This is a genomic window from Winkia neuii subsp. neuii DSM 8576, assembly GCF_000420405.1.
Classification (GTDB): domain Bacteria; phylum Actinomycetota; class Actinomycetes; order Actinomycetales; family Actinomycetaceae; genus Winkia; species Winkia neuii.
In genome coordinates this window covers 72,297-86,978 of the sequence record NZ_ATUW01000008.1, presented here as the reverse complement: position 1 = coordinate 86,978, position 14,682 = coordinate 72,297, and the positions used below count along the sequence as shown (strand labels likewise).

Annotated in this window: 15 protein-coding genes and 1 riboswitch; of the genes, 11 read left to right on the top strand and 4 right to left on the bottom strand. The window is 56.7% G+C overall.

Features of this window, described 5'->3' with window-relative positions:
- Positions 1–67: 67 nt before the first annotated feature.
- The 5 genes from G437_RS0108430 to G437_RS0108410 all read left to right on the top strand — a co-directional run bounded on the left by G437_RS0108430 (position 68) and on the right by G437_RS0108410 (position 5,211).
- Positions 68–1,018: an aldose 1-epimerase gene (locus tag G437_RS0108430; RefSeq protein ID WP_024332125.1), complete on the top strand. Its 951-nt coding sequence runs from the start codon at positions 68–70 to the stop codon at positions 1,016–1,018.
- 68 nt (positions 1,019–1,086) lie between these two features.
- On the top strand, positions 1,087–1,755 hold the full coding sequence (locus tag G437_RS10635) for a ComEA family DNA-binding protein (RefSeq protein WP_024332124.1): 669 nt from the start codon (positions 1,087–1,089) through the stop codon (positions 1,753–1,755).
- Positions 1,752–3,182 (top strand): ComEC/Rec2 family competence protein, encoded by a 1,431-nt coding sequence (locus tag G437_RS10995; protein ID WP_024332123.1) that lies wholly within the window; start codon positions 1,752–1,754, stop codon positions 3,180–3,182. The genes G437_RS10635 and G437_RS10995 overlap by 4 nt, the downstream gene beginning before the upstream one ends.
- A gap of 3 nt (positions 3,183–3,185) precedes the next feature.
- Positions 3,186–4,151 (top strand): DNA polymerase III subunit delta, encoded by a 966-nt coding sequence (holA, locus tag G437_RS0108415; RefSeq protein WP_024332122.1) that lies wholly within the window; start codon positions 3,186–3,188, stop codon positions 4,149–4,151.
- Positions 4,152–4,230: 79 nt separating this feature from the next.
- On the top strand, positions 4,231–5,211 hold the full coding sequence (locus G437_RS0108410) for a diaminopimelate dehydrogenase (RefSeq protein ID WP_029769496.1): 981 nt from the start codon (positions 4,231–4,233) through the stop codon (positions 5,209–5,211).
- Here G437_RS0108410 and G437_RS0108405 read toward each other — a convergent pair.
- The 3 genes from G437_RS0108405 to rpsT form a co-directional block, all read right to left on the bottom strand.
- Positions 5,141–5,551, bottom strand: coding sequence for a hypothetical protein (locus tag G437_RS0108405; protein ID WP_024332120.1), 411 nt, complete (start codon positions 5,549–5,551; stop codon positions 5,141–5,143). The genes G437_RS0108410 and G437_RS0108405 overlap by 71 nt on opposite strands.
- Positions 5,552–6,250: a DUF364 domain-containing protein gene (locus G437_RS0108400; protein ID WP_024332119.1), complete on the bottom strand. Its 699-nt coding sequence runs from the start codon at positions 6,248–6,250 to the stop codon at positions 5,552–5,554. It lies immediately after the preceding gene.
- Between the two features lie 102 nt (positions 6,251–6,352).
- A complete protein-coding gene (gene rpsT / locus G437_RS0108395) occupies positions 6,353–6,619 on the bottom strand; it encodes a 30S ribosomal protein S20 (RefSeq protein WP_024332118.1) in 267 nt (88 codons plus the stop codon).
- A gap of 86 nt (positions 6,620–6,705) precedes the next feature.
- Here rpsT and G437_RS11355 point away from each other — a divergent pair, with 86 nt between their 5' ends.
- The 5 genes from G437_RS11355 to hemW all read left to right on the top strand — a co-directional run bounded on the left by G437_RS11355 (position 6,706) and on the right by hemW (position 12,583).
- Positions 6,706–6,930 (top strand): hypothetical protein, encoded by a 225-nt coding sequence (locus G437_RS11355; RefSeq protein WP_141739497.1) that lies wholly within the window; start codon positions 6,706–6,708, stop codon positions 6,928–6,930.
- A complete protein-coding gene (locus tag G437_RS0108390) occupies positions 6,914–8,743 on the top strand; it encodes an acyltransferase family protein (protein WP_024332117.1) in 1,830 nt (609 codons plus the stop codon). The genes G437_RS11355 and G437_RS0108390 overlap by 17 nt, the downstream gene beginning before the upstream one ends.
- A 66-nt stretch (positions 8,744–8,809) precedes the next feature.
- Positions 8,810–10,660: a translation elongation factor 4 gene (lepA, locus tag G437_RS0108385; RefSeq protein WP_024332116.1), complete on the top strand. Its 1,851-nt coding sequence runs from the start codon at positions 8,810–8,812 to the stop codon at positions 10,658–10,660.
- Positions 10,657–11,424: a tRNA (guanosine(46)-N7)-methyltransferase TrmB gene (trmB, locus tag G437_RS0108380; RefSeq protein WP_024332115.1), complete on the top strand. Its 768-nt coding sequence runs from the start codon at positions 10,657–10,659 to the stop codon at positions 11,422–11,424. Before lepA ends, trmB begins: the two co-directional genes overlap by 4 nt.
- Entirely contained in the window at positions 11,417–12,583 is a 1,167-nt protein-coding gene (gene hemW, locus G437_RS0108375) for a radical SAM family heme chaperone HemW (RefSeq protein WP_024332114.1), read from the top strand. The genes trmB and hemW overlap by 8 nt, the downstream gene beginning before the upstream one ends.
- Here the strand turns inward: hemW and G437_RS0108370 are convergent.
- On the bottom strand, positions 12,552–13,427 hold the full coding sequence (locus G437_RS0108370; protein ID WP_081638942.1) for a DUF3097 domain-containing protein: 876 nt from the start codon (positions 13,425–13,427) through the stop codon (positions 12,552–12,554). The two genes, hemW and G437_RS0108370, sit on opposite strands and share 32 nt — an antisense overlap.
- Positions 13,428–13,502: 75 nt before the next feature.
- A riboswitch (FMN riboswitch) is annotated at positions 13,503–13,620 on the top strand.
- 53 nt (positions 13,621–13,673) lie between these two features.
- Here G437_RS0108370 and ribD point away from each other — a divergent pair.
- Positions 13,674–14,681, top strand: a complete 1,008-nt coding sequence (gene ribD, locus G437_RS0108365) for a bifunctional diaminohydroxyphosphoribosylaminopyrimidine deaminase/5-amino-6-(5-phosphoribosylamino)uracil reductase RibD (RefSeq protein ID WP_024332112.1) — start codon at positions 13,674–13,676, stop codon at positions 14,679–14,681.
- Position 14,682: the final 1 nt, after the last annotated feature.

The following is a 14,682-nucleotide window of genomic DNA, read 5'->3' as shown; positions in this document are numbered from 1 at the left end:
GAGGCCTGCTGAACACTAATTCTTAGTATTTTCTAACTTTTTCGACCCGGGGCATTACTCTGGTGCCATGAACGATTGGGTTATCACATGCGCCGATGCGCGCGCTAGCATTTCCGCATTTAGGGGTGTTGTTACAAGCTGGGTTATAGAATCCGAGGGTCGGAGCCGGGAGCTGTTAGACGGCTACCGGAACGAACAGGAGCTGCAGTCTCTGGACGGCTACCGCGCGGCACTGATGGCCCCCTGGTCTAACAGAATTGAAGATGCCCGCTACAGCTTTGGCGGCAAAGAATACGACCTTGGGGCGGATCCCTCTGGGTTGCGCGAGGCGCTACACGGGCTGTACGCCTCCGCCAATTTTGAGTTAGTGGGCCGGCGCGCAGATTCTATTACGATAGAAGCCCATAACCAGGGTGTTCCCGGCTACCCTTGGCCGACCAAGTTGCAGGCTACCTACACTCTTCGCGAGGGAGGTCGGCTCGAGCTGGAATTGCGCTGCACCAACTGTGCCGAACAGGCCATTAAAGTGGGTTTGGGCTGGCATCCCTACCTGGCTTACCAGGGCGAGGGCGAAGCCAAAGTCGATATTCCTGCTCGCACTCAGGTGAAGGTCGATGAGGCGCTAATTCCCGTTCCAGGCAAAGAAGCATTTGTGGACCGGAATGGGAACCGGCAGATCGCCTTCGAAGGGCTGGCTGGGATAGATCTTGCCTACACCAACCTCGTCCCGGATCCTGACGGGGTGGTGCGCACAAGGCTAACGCATCCCGACGGCTCTGTTACCACCCTGGAGGGGCTACTAGAAGGTGGCAGGCTGGGGTGCGGCATCGTGCACATATTCACCGGCGATACTCTGCGCTATCGTCCCGGTAAGTCATTCGCTATGGAGCCGTGCCATTTTATGACCAATGCGTTCAACAGGGCAGAGGTTGCAGACGAGCCGCTGCTCCAGCCGGGGCAGACGAGGGTCCTCAGGGCCGCACTGGTGCACTGCCCTAGTTATCCACAGCAAGATTAAAAGGCGGTATCCACAGCCGGGATCAATTTACGCCCAATGCTGTCGCGGGAAAACTTACATTGGGCACTATGAAGAAGATCCCGGTGCAAACTTTGGCCAGTGCGGCGTTCAATACAGTTAGGCCGCAGCCCGAGACGCCTATGCGAACTCGGCTGCGGCTACTGCCCGGTCCTACCTCTGCGCTCGTCTTGGGGTTGGTAATTGCCACTATCGCTATAGTGTGCGGAATCGGCTCAGCCATTGACAATCCGGGTGAGGCGAAAGCGCCGGTCCAGCCAGCTACCGGTAACCCGGCTACCCCTCCGCCCTCGGCAGCTAGCAAGCCTGAAGTGGTAGTGCACGTGGTGGGCGAGGTAAGCAAACCGGGCCTAGTGCACCTGCATGCAGGTGCCCGCGTCGACGATGCGATCAAACAGGTGGGAGGCGCGAAGCCGAGCGCCAATCTTGCCGCTATAAACCTGGCTAAACCGCTAACTGACGGCGAACAAATTGTGGTGCCTCAGGTAGGGCAAAAACCAGCTGAATCTGCCGCGGGCGCCAAAAGCGACTGCGTGGATTTGAATTCGGCTACTGAAAAAGATCTGCAGGAGCTAAATGGTATAGGGCCAGCGCTCGCGGGACGCATAGCTGCCCATCGCGAAAAGGAGGGGCCATTCAAGTCTGTGGACGAATTACAGGATGTTTCTGGAATTGGTCCTTCCTTGGTCAAGAAGATTGGTTCCGAGGTCTGCGTGTGAACACTCTTGATTTGCGGCTGCTGCCAGCGCTCGGAGCAGCCTGGGCTCTGGCGCTACTGGCGCCGCGAATTGGGCTCGGTGCGCAGATTACCTTTTGCATGGGGGCCCTTATAACAATCGTTGGGGCTGCCTATGCACCGGCGGGAAAACATCAAAAGCACAATGCCGGGCGCACAAACGGTGCGATCATTATAGTTGCTGCGGCCTCTATCTTTGTTTCGGCTGGCGCCTATTTGCAGCAGGCCGAGCGCGAGCAGTCGGCCTTTTCAGCGGCCGAGCGCGGGGTAGTTACTGTGAAACTGGTCTCTGAGGTACGCTCAGGTACCTACGCGCGATATGTAAAGGCAGATGTAACACAGGTGTCCGGCAAAAAGGTTTCGGAGCGGGCCGTAGTATTAGGTCCAAAACTTGTCGGGCACCCGGGGCAAAAACTTCGTGCGCGGTGCAGCTGGAAGAGGGCGGAGCCGGCAACCAGAATTTTGCTGCACTGCGGCCCTCCCCGGGCATTTGGAAAGCAGACACTGCTCGCGCGCTGGGCCAATGCTCGACGTAGGTATTTGCATGAGCGCCTGGGTCACTCCAGGGCGGCAGCCATAGTAAGCGCAATGGCCCTCGGGGACTGCCGTTTCCTTTCGCAGGGGCAGGCCCAGGCCCTAAAAGATTCGGGGTTGGCGCACCTTACCGCCGTTTCAGGTACTCACGTTGCCGTAGTGGTAGGCACAGTTGGGGTTGGAGCTCACGCTCTGCGAAAGCGCGCCAAAATAGTCGTATCAGTATTGGCACTAGGTGGTTTTGTGATCTTAGTTGGGGCCTCGCCATCAGTGCTGAGGGCGGGGGCGATGGGGCTAATAGCGCTCGTCGGATTAGCACTTTCAAGGCCTGGGGCAGCAGTGAATGCCCTTGCGGTGGTTTCTCTAGCAATGCTCACAATTTCTCCAACTTATGCAGCTGACATTGGCTTTGCACTCTCGGTGGCCGCAACATTTGCGGTGCTTACCTTAGCTCCTCCCCTCGAGGCTGCCCTGACCCACTTACTTCCCCGCGCCCTCGCTGGGCCTTTCTCTACCTCGCTTGCTGCAGGATGCCTTTCTGGCCCGTTGTTGTTACTGCTGCGGCCAGGCGTCACTTTGCTTGCACCAATAGCTAATTTATGTGCGGCGCCCGCAGTCCCATTCGTTACTTTGTTCGGTTTGGTGGGGGCGCTACTGCCGAGGGGGTGGTGTCGTCCTTTCCTCTGGGTTGCCTCCGGTGCCGGGGCATGGATTGATGCCGTGGGGGATTTTGTGGCAGCCCTGCCAGGAGCCGTTCTGCCCTGGCAGCCCGGGGTAGCCGGAGCAGTAGCGCTACTAGTCAGTTCGATTTGCCTGCTTTTCGCACTCACAAGATATTTCGCGTACGAAGAAGGAGGAACTTCGTGGCATGGTTAAGCCATGGCAAAAACAACCTGGGACAAAGTTCAGCTTAGCCCTGTCATGCTCATACGCGGCCCTGAAGATTTGCTCGCAAATAGGGCAGAGGCACGTATTAGGGAACTGGTGAACAGGGCAGATCCGAACGCGGGAGTTATAGATGTGGAGGCTGCTACCTACGAGGCTGGCCAACTCGGTATACATGCTGCACCCTCGCTGTTTGGCGAAGGGCGACTCATACGTATCCACTCCCTAGAAGCGCTGTCGGATGCGCTCGCGAAAGACTTACTAGCCTATCTAAAATCGCCTGAGCCCGACGTATGGATTATGGCCCGCCACGCCAAGGGACAAAAGGGAAAAAAGCTACTTGAGGCAATTGGCAAGGCCGGCTACCCGGTAGTTGTTTGCGACCAAATTAAAACTGCCCGCGACAAGGCCGAGCTGCTGCGTGCCGATGCGCGGCGGGCACGAAGGTCAGTAGAGGCGGCCGCTATTGAGGGACTCGTCGATGCCTTGGGCAGTGACGTACAGGAAATGTGTGCGACCCTAGCGCAGCTGTTTTCGGATAAAGAAGGGAACATAACTCTTCGGGACGTACAGGTATTTTATGGCAACAGGGTGGAGGCTTCGGGGTTTGCGATTGCCGATGCGGCGATCGCCGGCAATGCGGGTGAGGCGATAGGATTGGCCAGACACGGCTTTTCTACTGGGGCCGTGCCGGTAGCCCTAATCGCGGCGTTGGCATTGAAGCTGCGCAATATTGCGAAAGTTTCCTCGGGGGCGCGCAATCCCCGCGAGTTAGGAATGGCTCCTTGGCAGGCCGACCGGGCGCGCCGAGAGGGCAGAGGCTGGTCGCAAGTAGGTTTGGCGGAGGCAATTCAGGCGGTGGCTGCGGGGGAAGAGGAAATTAAGGGGGCCTCCCGCGATGCCGAATTTGCCTTTGAAAGAACCTTATTGCGCGTGGCAGCGGCGCGCGGGAAGCGGTAAATGGTCCATCATTCGGTTCTAACTGGCGTATTGCAACCACATGGTCTAGCTTTTACAAATAAAAAATTAGGAGGCCAAGGTGGCAGAAAAAATTAGAATTGCAATTAATGGGTATGGAAATTTGGGTAAGGCCGTTGAACTTGCAGCCTCTAAGGCAGAAGATCTGGATCCGGTAGTAGTCTTTACCCGCCGCGATCCGGCGACGGTACGAACTGCGGGTACGCCAGTGGCTTCCGTAGCTGATATGGAAAAGTGGAGCGAGAAGGTCGACATTTGTGTTAACTGCGGCGGCTCTGCCACTGACATGGAACAGGTTGGGCCCCGGGCTGTCCAATTCTTCTCGACTGTAGATTCTTTTGACACTCATGCGAAGATTCCCCAGTATTTTGCGGCAGTGGATGCGGCAGCAAAGAAAAGTGGGCACCTGGCCATGATCTCGTCGGGATGGGATCCGGGCTTGTTTTCGCTAAATCGGCTTTTGGCAGAAGCTATTTTGCCTCAGGGGAAAACCTGGACTTTTTGGGGCCCGGGCATTTCCCAGGGGCACGGTGATGCAATCCGTCGTGTCGAGGGCGTAGCTGCGGGCGTGCAGTATACGATCCCCGTATCTGAGGCAGTAGAGGCCGCACAGAATGGTTCGCGCGAAGACCTGTCTGCACGCCAGATGCACCGGCGCGTCTGCTATGTTGTGGCCGAAGAGGGCGCCGACCTGAAGAAGATTGAACACGACATCGTGAACATGCCCAACTACTTTGCCGACTACGACACAACTGTGAATTTCATCAGCCGCGAGGAGCTAGAGCGCAAGCACTCTGGCATGCCTCACGGAGGGCAGGTGATCCGCAGTGGTAACACCTCGGAAGGAATCGATCAGGTATACACTTTTGGACTCAAACTCGACTCGAACCCCGAATTTACAGGCTCGGTGCTGGTAGCCTCAGCGCGGGCGGTACACACTCTGGCAGCGAAAGGGCAGACCGGGGCTATTACTATTTTCGACGTTCCTCCGGCCTATCTGTCGGCCAAGACGGGCCAGCAGTTGCGCTCGCAGCTGTTGTAAGAGGCGGATTAGGGCCGTCGGAGTGGGAGCGGGGTCGATGCAGCATCCCGCTTACCATTTCGATTTCCAGGTTGTCCAAGACCACCTTGCCGAGCCCGTCTACGATCAGTGTCCACCCGTGAGGCTGAGCGGGCTGCAAAATAAGCGTGACGTGGGGGTCAGCAGCTGCGTTCAGCAGCACAGACTTCCGTGCGTCGGGAACCACTATTCGATTCGCCCTCAGCACCGGGTCCACGGTCATGATCTTTACGAACGTGCCCTCGCGCAGAGTAATTAGGGTGGCACAAGGGTAGTGGGTGAAGAGATCGGCAAGTTGGTCAAAGGATACGGGGATAGACATTTAGAGCTCCATTTCGAAAGCCGCAAGGGCAGGTTTTAGCTTCGATACCGGTTTGCCTTGTTTTACCTGCTCCCGGATCCATTTTGCATCTACTACAGCTGATCCTGCCAGCACGTTTGCCTTACCTGCAAATACTTTCGGGGCGCAGGGGAGGGAAGGTCCAATCAAGTAGGTGCGGGCCTGGTTCGAAAGTTGCAATAGGCGGGGCATAGTCTTGTTCGCCAGCGTCATAGCCGTGATGAGGGCTACTTCGGCTTGTGGCATTACGTACTCGCAGGCTGAATCCGGCAAATCCCCCGGACGCGGGGAGCGCTCCAACACCGTGAGGGCGCAGATCTGGCGCAGCTTTTCTACCGCGTTCGGAAAGTGTCCCACCATTACAACTTTCTTTCCCTCCAGTGACGAGGCTGCGGTGTCAAATACGGAAGCAGTGGATTTTGCAGGAATTTGGTTGAAGTAGGCGTTGAGTGCGGCCACTCCAAGGCTGGCTTTCGCGAGGTCCCAACTTTTTGCCAAGTGAGCTACCTCGCGCAGGGGGATTCCCGCAAGTGTAGGGGGCTGAAAGGCGCCAAGTGCTGCCGCGATTCCGACGCCGGTGTCGGCGGCTACGTAGGCGGTATTGTTGCAAATAGCCTCGTGTACCACCGCTTCTAAGGGGATTTGGCTGATCAGGTCATCGTAGAGGGCGAACGGATTCATAACGCTATTGTCTTGGTAATCGCCCAAAAAACAAAAGCGGTGTCGCAAGACGTAAAAAGTGGGCGCAACCACCCGGTTGCGCCCACTTGAAGAACAATCAGCTTAGGCTGACATCTTGTTCACGCGACGAGCCAGCTTCGACTTGCGGTTCGCTGCCTGGTTCTTGTGAATGACGCCTTTGGAGACTGCCTTATCCAGCTTGCGGCAGGCAATCTGCAGGTACTTTTCGGCTTCTTCACGCTCGCCAGCTTCAACGGCCTCGCGGGTGTGGCGCACGTAAGTCTTGAGTTCGGACTTGACGGCGCGGTTGCGCAGGCGACGCTGCTCGTTGGTGCGATTACGCTTGATCTGAGACTTGATATTTGCCACGGATTTCGCTCTCTGTACGTTCTTACATCGGTCGGTGAGGGTATGTCATCACCGGACTGAGGCCGTGGGGCGGCCGTGGTTGGCAAATGACCGGACCACCACCCGACCAGGCGGCAATCCAGCTATTTACTGTAGCAGAGTTGCGGGGCAAGAAAAAGCAGTGTGCCCACTTTCACGATGCGGCCTGGAATAGTGCTTCCGCGACGCGCCCTGCGATTGTGTACCGGACGACAATTGTGCATGTGAAAGTTTGCGCGGTAGTGGGGTTGGGATGCGGCCCCTATGATGTTAGCTATGCAGTCGCCAAATAAGAACTCCCGGTTCCGCGTGCGCGGCCTAGATGGCCTGCGCGCCCTTGCCTGTGTGGCTGTACTTGCTTACCACCTCTTTCGTTCTAGCGCTCCTGGCGGTTTCTTAGGGGTGGACGTATTCTTTGTGCTCTCGGGGTTCTTGATTACAGGTCTGCTGGTAAAAGAAAAAGAACGAAACGGCCGCATTGATTTTGTGGGCTTCTGGCTGCGCCGGGTTCGCAGACTATTTCCCGCTGTAGCTTCTACGGTTGTGGTGACCACGCTAATTGCGGCGCTCGTGTCCACTGACCTGCTTTCGGGAATTCGCCGGCAATTGTTTGGAGCCGCAACCTTTACATACAACTGGGTCGAGATTTGGGCCGGCAATAGCTACTTCGCCCAGGGCAACCCGCCGCTATTTCGCAATCTGTGGTCGCTGGCCGTCGAACAGCAGTTTTATCTGCTGTGGCCGCTGGTAGTTGCTCTCCTCGTCTATCTGCGCCGGAGCTGGCGTTTTGCCCTGCCCGCTGCTTTGGGAGCGGTTTCCGCCCTCGAAATGGCTCTACTCGTACACTTTGGCTTCGATGTCTCCAGGGCCTACATGGGCTCCGACTCGCACGGCTTTTCGCTCATGATTGGTGCCGCCCTCGCGCTTTCACAGACAGCTCCTCTCTCTGCGATGGCTTCCGCGCCAAGGGGAGCTAAGCTGCGTTCGGCGGCAGGCTGGATAGGCCTTGCAGGCGTGGTGGCCTCGTTCTTTGTGGTGGAGGATTCGACGCCACTGACCTACCCGTACCTTACTGTTGTAGTGTGCCTTTGCTCCGCGGGAGTTATTGCCGCACTTGCGCAAGAGAGCGCTCCGCAGGCGAAGGCTTCCAAAATACTGGCTGACATTCTCGAGGTTGCTCCTCTGCGCTGGCTGGGGGAACGCTCCTACAGTCTCTATTTGTGGCACTGGCCAGTGCTGGTGATCATCCGCCATGCTTTTCCCTCTACGCAGGTGTGGATTGTAGCAACTGTGGTTGCCGGGCTGTCTTTGCTAGTGGCTACCATTTCCTACACCTATGTAGAAGTACCCATGCGAAGGGAAGGGATTTTTGTGGTGCTCGGCAGGTGGCTTCACCGTGGTTCTAGGCCTTGGCGGATATTTGCCTGGAGCTTGGCAGCCGTGGTAGTTGGTGCACTAATAGTAGTGGCAGCGCTCCAGCCTGCTAAAACGTCCGCCGAACAGGTTGTAGAAAAAGGCAAAGTGGCTGCCAAAACTGCCCCCAAGTCCAAGCCTGCGCCAGTGGATCTAGGGGAGAACCAGCCGGTCGGGCAAAATGTCACTATTATTGGCGACTCGGTGACCCTAGCATCGTTGAGCCCGCTCCAGAACGCCTTTCCCGGGGCCATTGTGGATGCCGAAGTTTCAAGACACTGGGATCAAGCCCAAGATTTACTCGCACAATATAAGAGCAAGGGCACGCTGGGCCGATGGGTGGTCCTCTCGCTGGCTACCAACGGGGTAGTCACTCCCCAAAACCTAAGTGACGCCCTCGAACAAATAGGACCGGAACGCCGCCTTGTTTTGGTAACCGGCTTTGGGCCGGAATACCAATCTTCGGAATGGATTGAGCAAAATAATAAAGATATTGTGGCCTTCGCCAAGGCTCATCCGCGCAGGGTCGTTGTTGCCCGCTGGGACCAAGCCATCGCAGCTCATCCCGACTGGCTGGCTGGTGATTACATTCACCCGGACGAAAACGGAGCCAAGCTCTGGTCTGATACCTTGGTCAGCGCTTTGAAGGCATTCCCCGGGGTTACGCAAGTCGGTGCGGCTTCCGGCAAATAGGTTGCTCGGTTAGGATTGTCTATTCGAACGTGGGAAACTAGATGAAGTTACGGTTTGGGAGGTAGCGTGAGCGCTAAACAGGGAAAGTCGGCCAGTACTATTACTCCGGCAAAGACGGATCCTTCGCTAATCCGCAACTTTTGCATTATCGCCCACATTGACCACGGTAAGTCCACACTGGCAGATCGGATGCTGCAACTTTCGGGAGTGGTTGAATCTCGCGAGATGCGGGCACAATATCTTGACCGCATGGATATCGAACGCGAGCGCGGTATCACTATCAAATCTCAAGCTGTTCGCATGCCTTGGACCGTGGAGGGCACCGATTACGCCCTCAACATGATAGACACCCCCGGGCACGTTGACTTCTCTTACGAGGTATCCAGGTCTCTGGCGGCTTGTGAGGGGGCTATTCTGCTCGTCGATGCCGCCCAGGGGATTCAGGCTCAGACATTGGCCAACTTGTATTTGGCCATGGAACACGACCTGCAGATCATTCCGGTGTTGAACAAGATCGATCTGCCGGCAGCCCAACCTGCAAAGCAGGCGGAAGAGATTGCCGGTCTAATCGGTTGTGATCCAGCGGAGGTACTCAAGGTTTCCGCAAAGACCGGCGAGGGCGTAGCGGAGCTGTTGGACAAAATTGTCGCCGAGGTGCCCGCCCCCCGGGGCAATGCTGAAGGGCCGGCTAGAGCTCTTATTTTTGATTCCGTGTACGACATCTACCGCGGGGTCGTCACCTACGTGCGTGTGGTAGATGGTGCTTTGCGGCCGCGGCAGGTAGTAAAGATGATGTCTTCGTCCACCACGCACGAGCTTTTAGAGATAGGGGTGATCAGTCCGGATCCCATTCCCAGTGAAGGGCTGGGGGTTGGCGAGGTCGGTTACCTGATTACCGGCGTGAAGGATGTGCGCCAGTCTAGGGTTGGGGATACGGTTACCGATGCGGTAAGAGGGGCGAGCCAGCCGCTCTCGGGCTACCAGGATCCTAAACCCATGGTGTTTTCTGGGATCTATCCCATCGACGGTTCCGATTTTCCCGCCTTGCGAGAGGGCTTGGATAAGCTCCGCCTGAATGATGCTGCCCTTTCCTACGAACCGGAAACTTCTGCCGCCCTCGGATTTGGGTTTAGATGTGGGTTTCTGGGGCTTTTGCACCTCGAGATTATCCGCGAACGCATCGAGCGCGAGGCCGGCATTTCGATTATTGCTACTGCTCCTTCCGTGGTTTACAACGTGGTTACTGAAGACGGCAGACATGTCGAGGTTACTAACCCCTCTGAGTATCCTGACGGGAAATTAAAAGAGGTACGCGAGCCGGTTGTGAAGGCTACTATTTTGACTCCTTCGGAATTTGTGGGGCCTGTAATGGAGCTTTGCCAGGGGAGGCGCGGAGTTATGAAGGGTATGGATTACCTTTCTCCCGAGCGCGTCGAGATCCATTACACGCTGCCTCTTGCCGAGATCGTGCTAGATTTCTTTGATCAGCTGAAGTCGCGCACTAAGGGCTACGCTTCTTTGGATTACGATGTCGAGGGCGAGCAAGTGGCTGATTTGGTGAAAGTCGACATTTTGCTGAATGGCGAGCAGGTGGACGCCTTCAGCGCGATCGTTCACCGCGACAATGCTTACGCCTACGGCGTGAAGATGACTAAGAAGCTGAAGGAACTCATTCCCAGGCAGCAGTTCGAGATCCCAGTGCAGGCTGCCGTTGGGGCCAGGGTTATTGCACGTCAAACTATAAAGGCTTTGCGTAAGGACATGTTGGCTAAGTGCTACGGCGGCGACATTTCGCGCAAGCGGAAGTTACTTGAAAAACAAAAGGAAGGCAAGAAACGCATGAAGGCTATCGGCAGTGTGGACGTGCCTCAGGAAGCTTTCATTGCGGCCCTCACTTCTGATGCGGAGGAGAAGTGAGTCCGGCTAAGAATTCTCCCAATCCAACGCGCTTTATCGCACGCACTAAGTCGTTCACCCGGCGCGGGCGTGCTCTGCAGGGCAACTTAGCTAAGGCAATGGAAAAGAACGCGGATTTTGTGGTTCCGATCCGGCGCGGCGAAGGCTATACGACTGTGGCTGAGGACCATGAACCGCTAGATTTTGAGCAACTGTTTTCTAGGAAGAGCGAAGTAATTGTCGAGATTGGTTCTGGGACGGGAGACCAGATTTTGCACGCTGCTAGGCAACATCCCGAGAAGGACTTTTTGGCCTTTGAGGTTTGGGTGCCCGGGATTGCGAAGGCTCTAAATAAGCTGGACGGGTTAACTAATGTTCGCTTTGTCGAGGCTGACGTTGCTCAGGCAGGGCCCAAGTTGCTACCGGAGGCGTCGGTTGGCGAAGTGTGGACTTTCTTTCCGGATCCGTGGCGCAAGGCGCGACATCACAAGCGCCGGCTGGTGCAGGTTCCTTTCGCGAAGCAGGTTGTCAGGTGGCTTCGTCCGGGTGGGCGGTGGCGTCTAGCTACGGACTGGGATGACTATGCCTGGGGTATGCGTGACACCATCGAGAGTACTCCGGGGCTGAAGAACGAATTTTTAGCCATGAACCCCGATACTGCGGATCCGGCAGGAGCGCGTGGCGGATTCGCGCCCCGATTTGCAGGACGGACTCTGACAACCTTTGAGGAACGAGGTATCCAGGCCGGGCGCAGCATTCACGATTTGGTAGCGATCCGTGTCTAAACCGTTTTCGGTATACGTTCATGTGCCCTTTTGCAAGGCACGGTGCGGTTACTGTGATTTCAACACCTACGTGGCGGATTTCGGTTTGGGGGCCAATCCGGCTTCCTATGATTCTTCCGTGGCGATCGAGATTGAGCGGGCGCGAAGCAAAGTTGGTGCTCGCGAAGTACAAACAGTATTTTTTGGCGGTGGTACCCCTACTCTGCTGTCGGCGGCTACCCTTGGGCGAATACTGCAGAAGTTGCGCCGGAGTTTTCCATTCGCCCCTGGCGCCGAGATCACCACGGAGGCCAATCCCGAGACTGTAACGGAGCAAAGTATTAGTGCGCTCGCGCAGGCCGGCTTTACCCGCATTAGTTTTGGCATGCAATCTGCGCTACCGCACGTGTTGGCTACGCTCGAGCGCACCCACAGGCCCCAAATCGTTCCCCAGGTAGTGCAGTGGGCAAAGGAAGCCGGACTCGAAGTGAGCCTGGATCTCATATACGGGACCCCGGGCGAGACTATCGCCGATTGGGAGGAGTCTTTGCACACTGCCGTGCAGATGCAACCGGATCACCTGAGTTGTTATTCGCTGGTGATCGAGGGGGGCACTAAAATGGCGGGGCAACTAAGGCGCGGCAAAATATCCCCGGTAGATCCGGACGAGCAGGCGGACAAGTACAAGTTGGCCGATCAGCTGCTAAGCCGCGCAGGCTACCGGTGGTATGAAATCTCTAATTGGGCTCGCCCGCGAAGGGGCGAGGAGGGCGTGGTGGCCACCTTGTTGCAAAATGCTTGCAAACACAATCTTGCCTACTGGCGCGATTGGGACTGGTGGGGGTTCGGCCCAGGCGCCCACTCACATCTAGGGCCGAAGCGTTTTTGGAACATAAAACACCCCTTGGCTTACGCCAACGCCCTGCGTGCAGGAAAGCCCGTAGTTGCTGAAGACGAGACGGTAGTGGGGGAAACCAAACGCCTTGAAAAAATTATGCTGGGAATCCGCCTTGCAGAAGGCATTTCCCTAACTGAGGTGGATGCCTCCGGCGCAAAGCGAGCCTACCAGTGGGGCTGGCTAGAGTCCGCCGCCTACGGGGCAGGGCGAGTAGTTGCCACCCTTCAGGGGCGACTCATGGCGGACTCGCTCACTCTGGAATTGTTGGGCAAGAAGCAGTAACGAAATCGATGAGTTCTTCGACGCGCCCCAGCAAGGCCGGTTCTAAGTCCTTGTAGGTGCGCACTTGTCGAAGGATCCGCTTCCAGCCTTGGCCAACATCCGCCTTAGAGGCATGGGGCCACCCCAGAGCTGCCAGCGTGCCCACTTTGATGTCAGTGCCCTTGGGAATGTCGGGCCAGCGCGACAATCCCACTCGCGCGGGTTTCACGGCTTGCCAGATGTCCACAAACGGGTGTCCCAAAACTAGTACTGAACTGGGGTAAAGAGCATCTATGCGCCTCGCTATATGCGATTCTTTGGACCCCTTTACGAGGTGATCCACCAACACCCCTGCCCGTCGTTTAGGACCGGGGCGAAAATTGCGAAGCACGGCCTCTAGATTGTCGATACCCTCGAGTAACTCGACTACTACGCCCTCATGGCGCAGATCGTCGCCCCAAATGTGTTCCACCAGCTCAGCGTCGTGCTTGCCCTCGACCCAAATGCGGGAGGCCTTAGCGACCTTTGCTGGTTCCGGGTCCAGAGCATAGGAACCGGAATTGGTAAGTTTGCGTCCTCCAGCCGAGTGGGGCCCAGACCGCACCCGCTTAGACACAGGCACTAACTCGACTGGATTGCCGTCAATCCAGTATCCAGCGCCCATCGGGAATGCGCGCACTCGCCCCCTCGCGTCTTCTAGTTGGACCACCATCATGCCGCCAACTTTTTCGGTGGCCACGATGGCCCCCACCCAACCAGATTCTACGTCCTCGACAACTAGGCCCAAGGTAGCTGGCACCCTCTTCGAGGACGGACGCCGATGAGGGTCGTGGGCTAAAACGTCACTGCCGTACCTGTCGAACATGCAAGCAATTTTAGCGAAGGCGGATCGCCACCCCTCAATTTTTCATTAACGAGCCTTAATGTGGCACAATGCTAGTGAAGCATTCGGGGTCAGTGAAAGTCTGAACCGGCGGTATAGTCCGCGACCCGCATTAGCGGTTGAGCTGGTGAGATTCCAGCACCGACGGTAACAGTCCGGAAGGGAGAATGTAACGTGCCGCCGCGCCTGCGCAGCGGCAGGCGCCCCCTATGCACGAAAGGGGGAACATTGCTTGACAATGTGCTAGCAAGAGCAACCGCACTGGCACTAAAGGGCCTCAACTATGGGCCAAATCCGCGTGTTGGCTGCGTAATTTATAGCGGCGAAAAAATCCTCGGGGAAGGCTACCACAAAGGGGCTGGAACCCCCCACGCTGAAATAGCAGCACTCGCGGATGCGAACGCCAAGGGCAATTCTGTCGAAAAAGCCTGCGCTGTTGTGACGCTGGAACCTTGTAATCACACCGGCAGAACAGGGCCCTGTTCAAAGGCCCTTGCAGCAGCCAAAATCGGGAAAGTAATCTACGCCCAGAAGGATCCGAATCCGGTCGCAGCTGGTGGAGCCGCCTACCTGAGCGGCGCGGGAATCGTGGCGATCGATGCGCTAAGTGCCGGAGCTGACCCAGGTTTAGTGAAAGCCGCTCAGGACGTAACCAAGGTGTGGCGAAAAGTGCAGGAGCGGCACCGGCCCTGGGTAATTGCCAAGGTGGCACAAACGCTAGATGGAAAAGTAGCGGCACAGGACGGATCTTCGCAGTGGATTACTTCCGAGGGGGCCCGCGAACATGCGCATTTGCTGCGCGCTAGCGTAGATGCGATTTGCGTGGGCACTAAAACCTACGAGGCCGACCTGCCTAGGCTTACGGCCCGCCCAAAGGGGATCGAAAATCCTCACCAACCGCATAGGGTGGTGATCGGCTCGTCCTCGCTAACACTGCCGGATGGGTTTGAGCATGCTAAAACCCACGCGTTAAAAAGTCTCTTCGAAGAGTTTTTTACCAGGGGGTACACCAGAATTCTGCTAGAGGGAGGGCCCACCCTTATAAGCGCCGCCCTCAACGCCCACTTGGTAGATGAACTGAATGTCTACGTGGCGCCAAAGATCTTGGGCAAAGGTCGGCCTGCGTTCGGCGGTTTGAACATTACAACTTTGAGTGAAGCCATCGAGGGGGAGGCCACCCTGACCCGCTTGGGAACTAACTGGCTGGTAAAGATGCCCCTGAAAACTAAGGACTAGA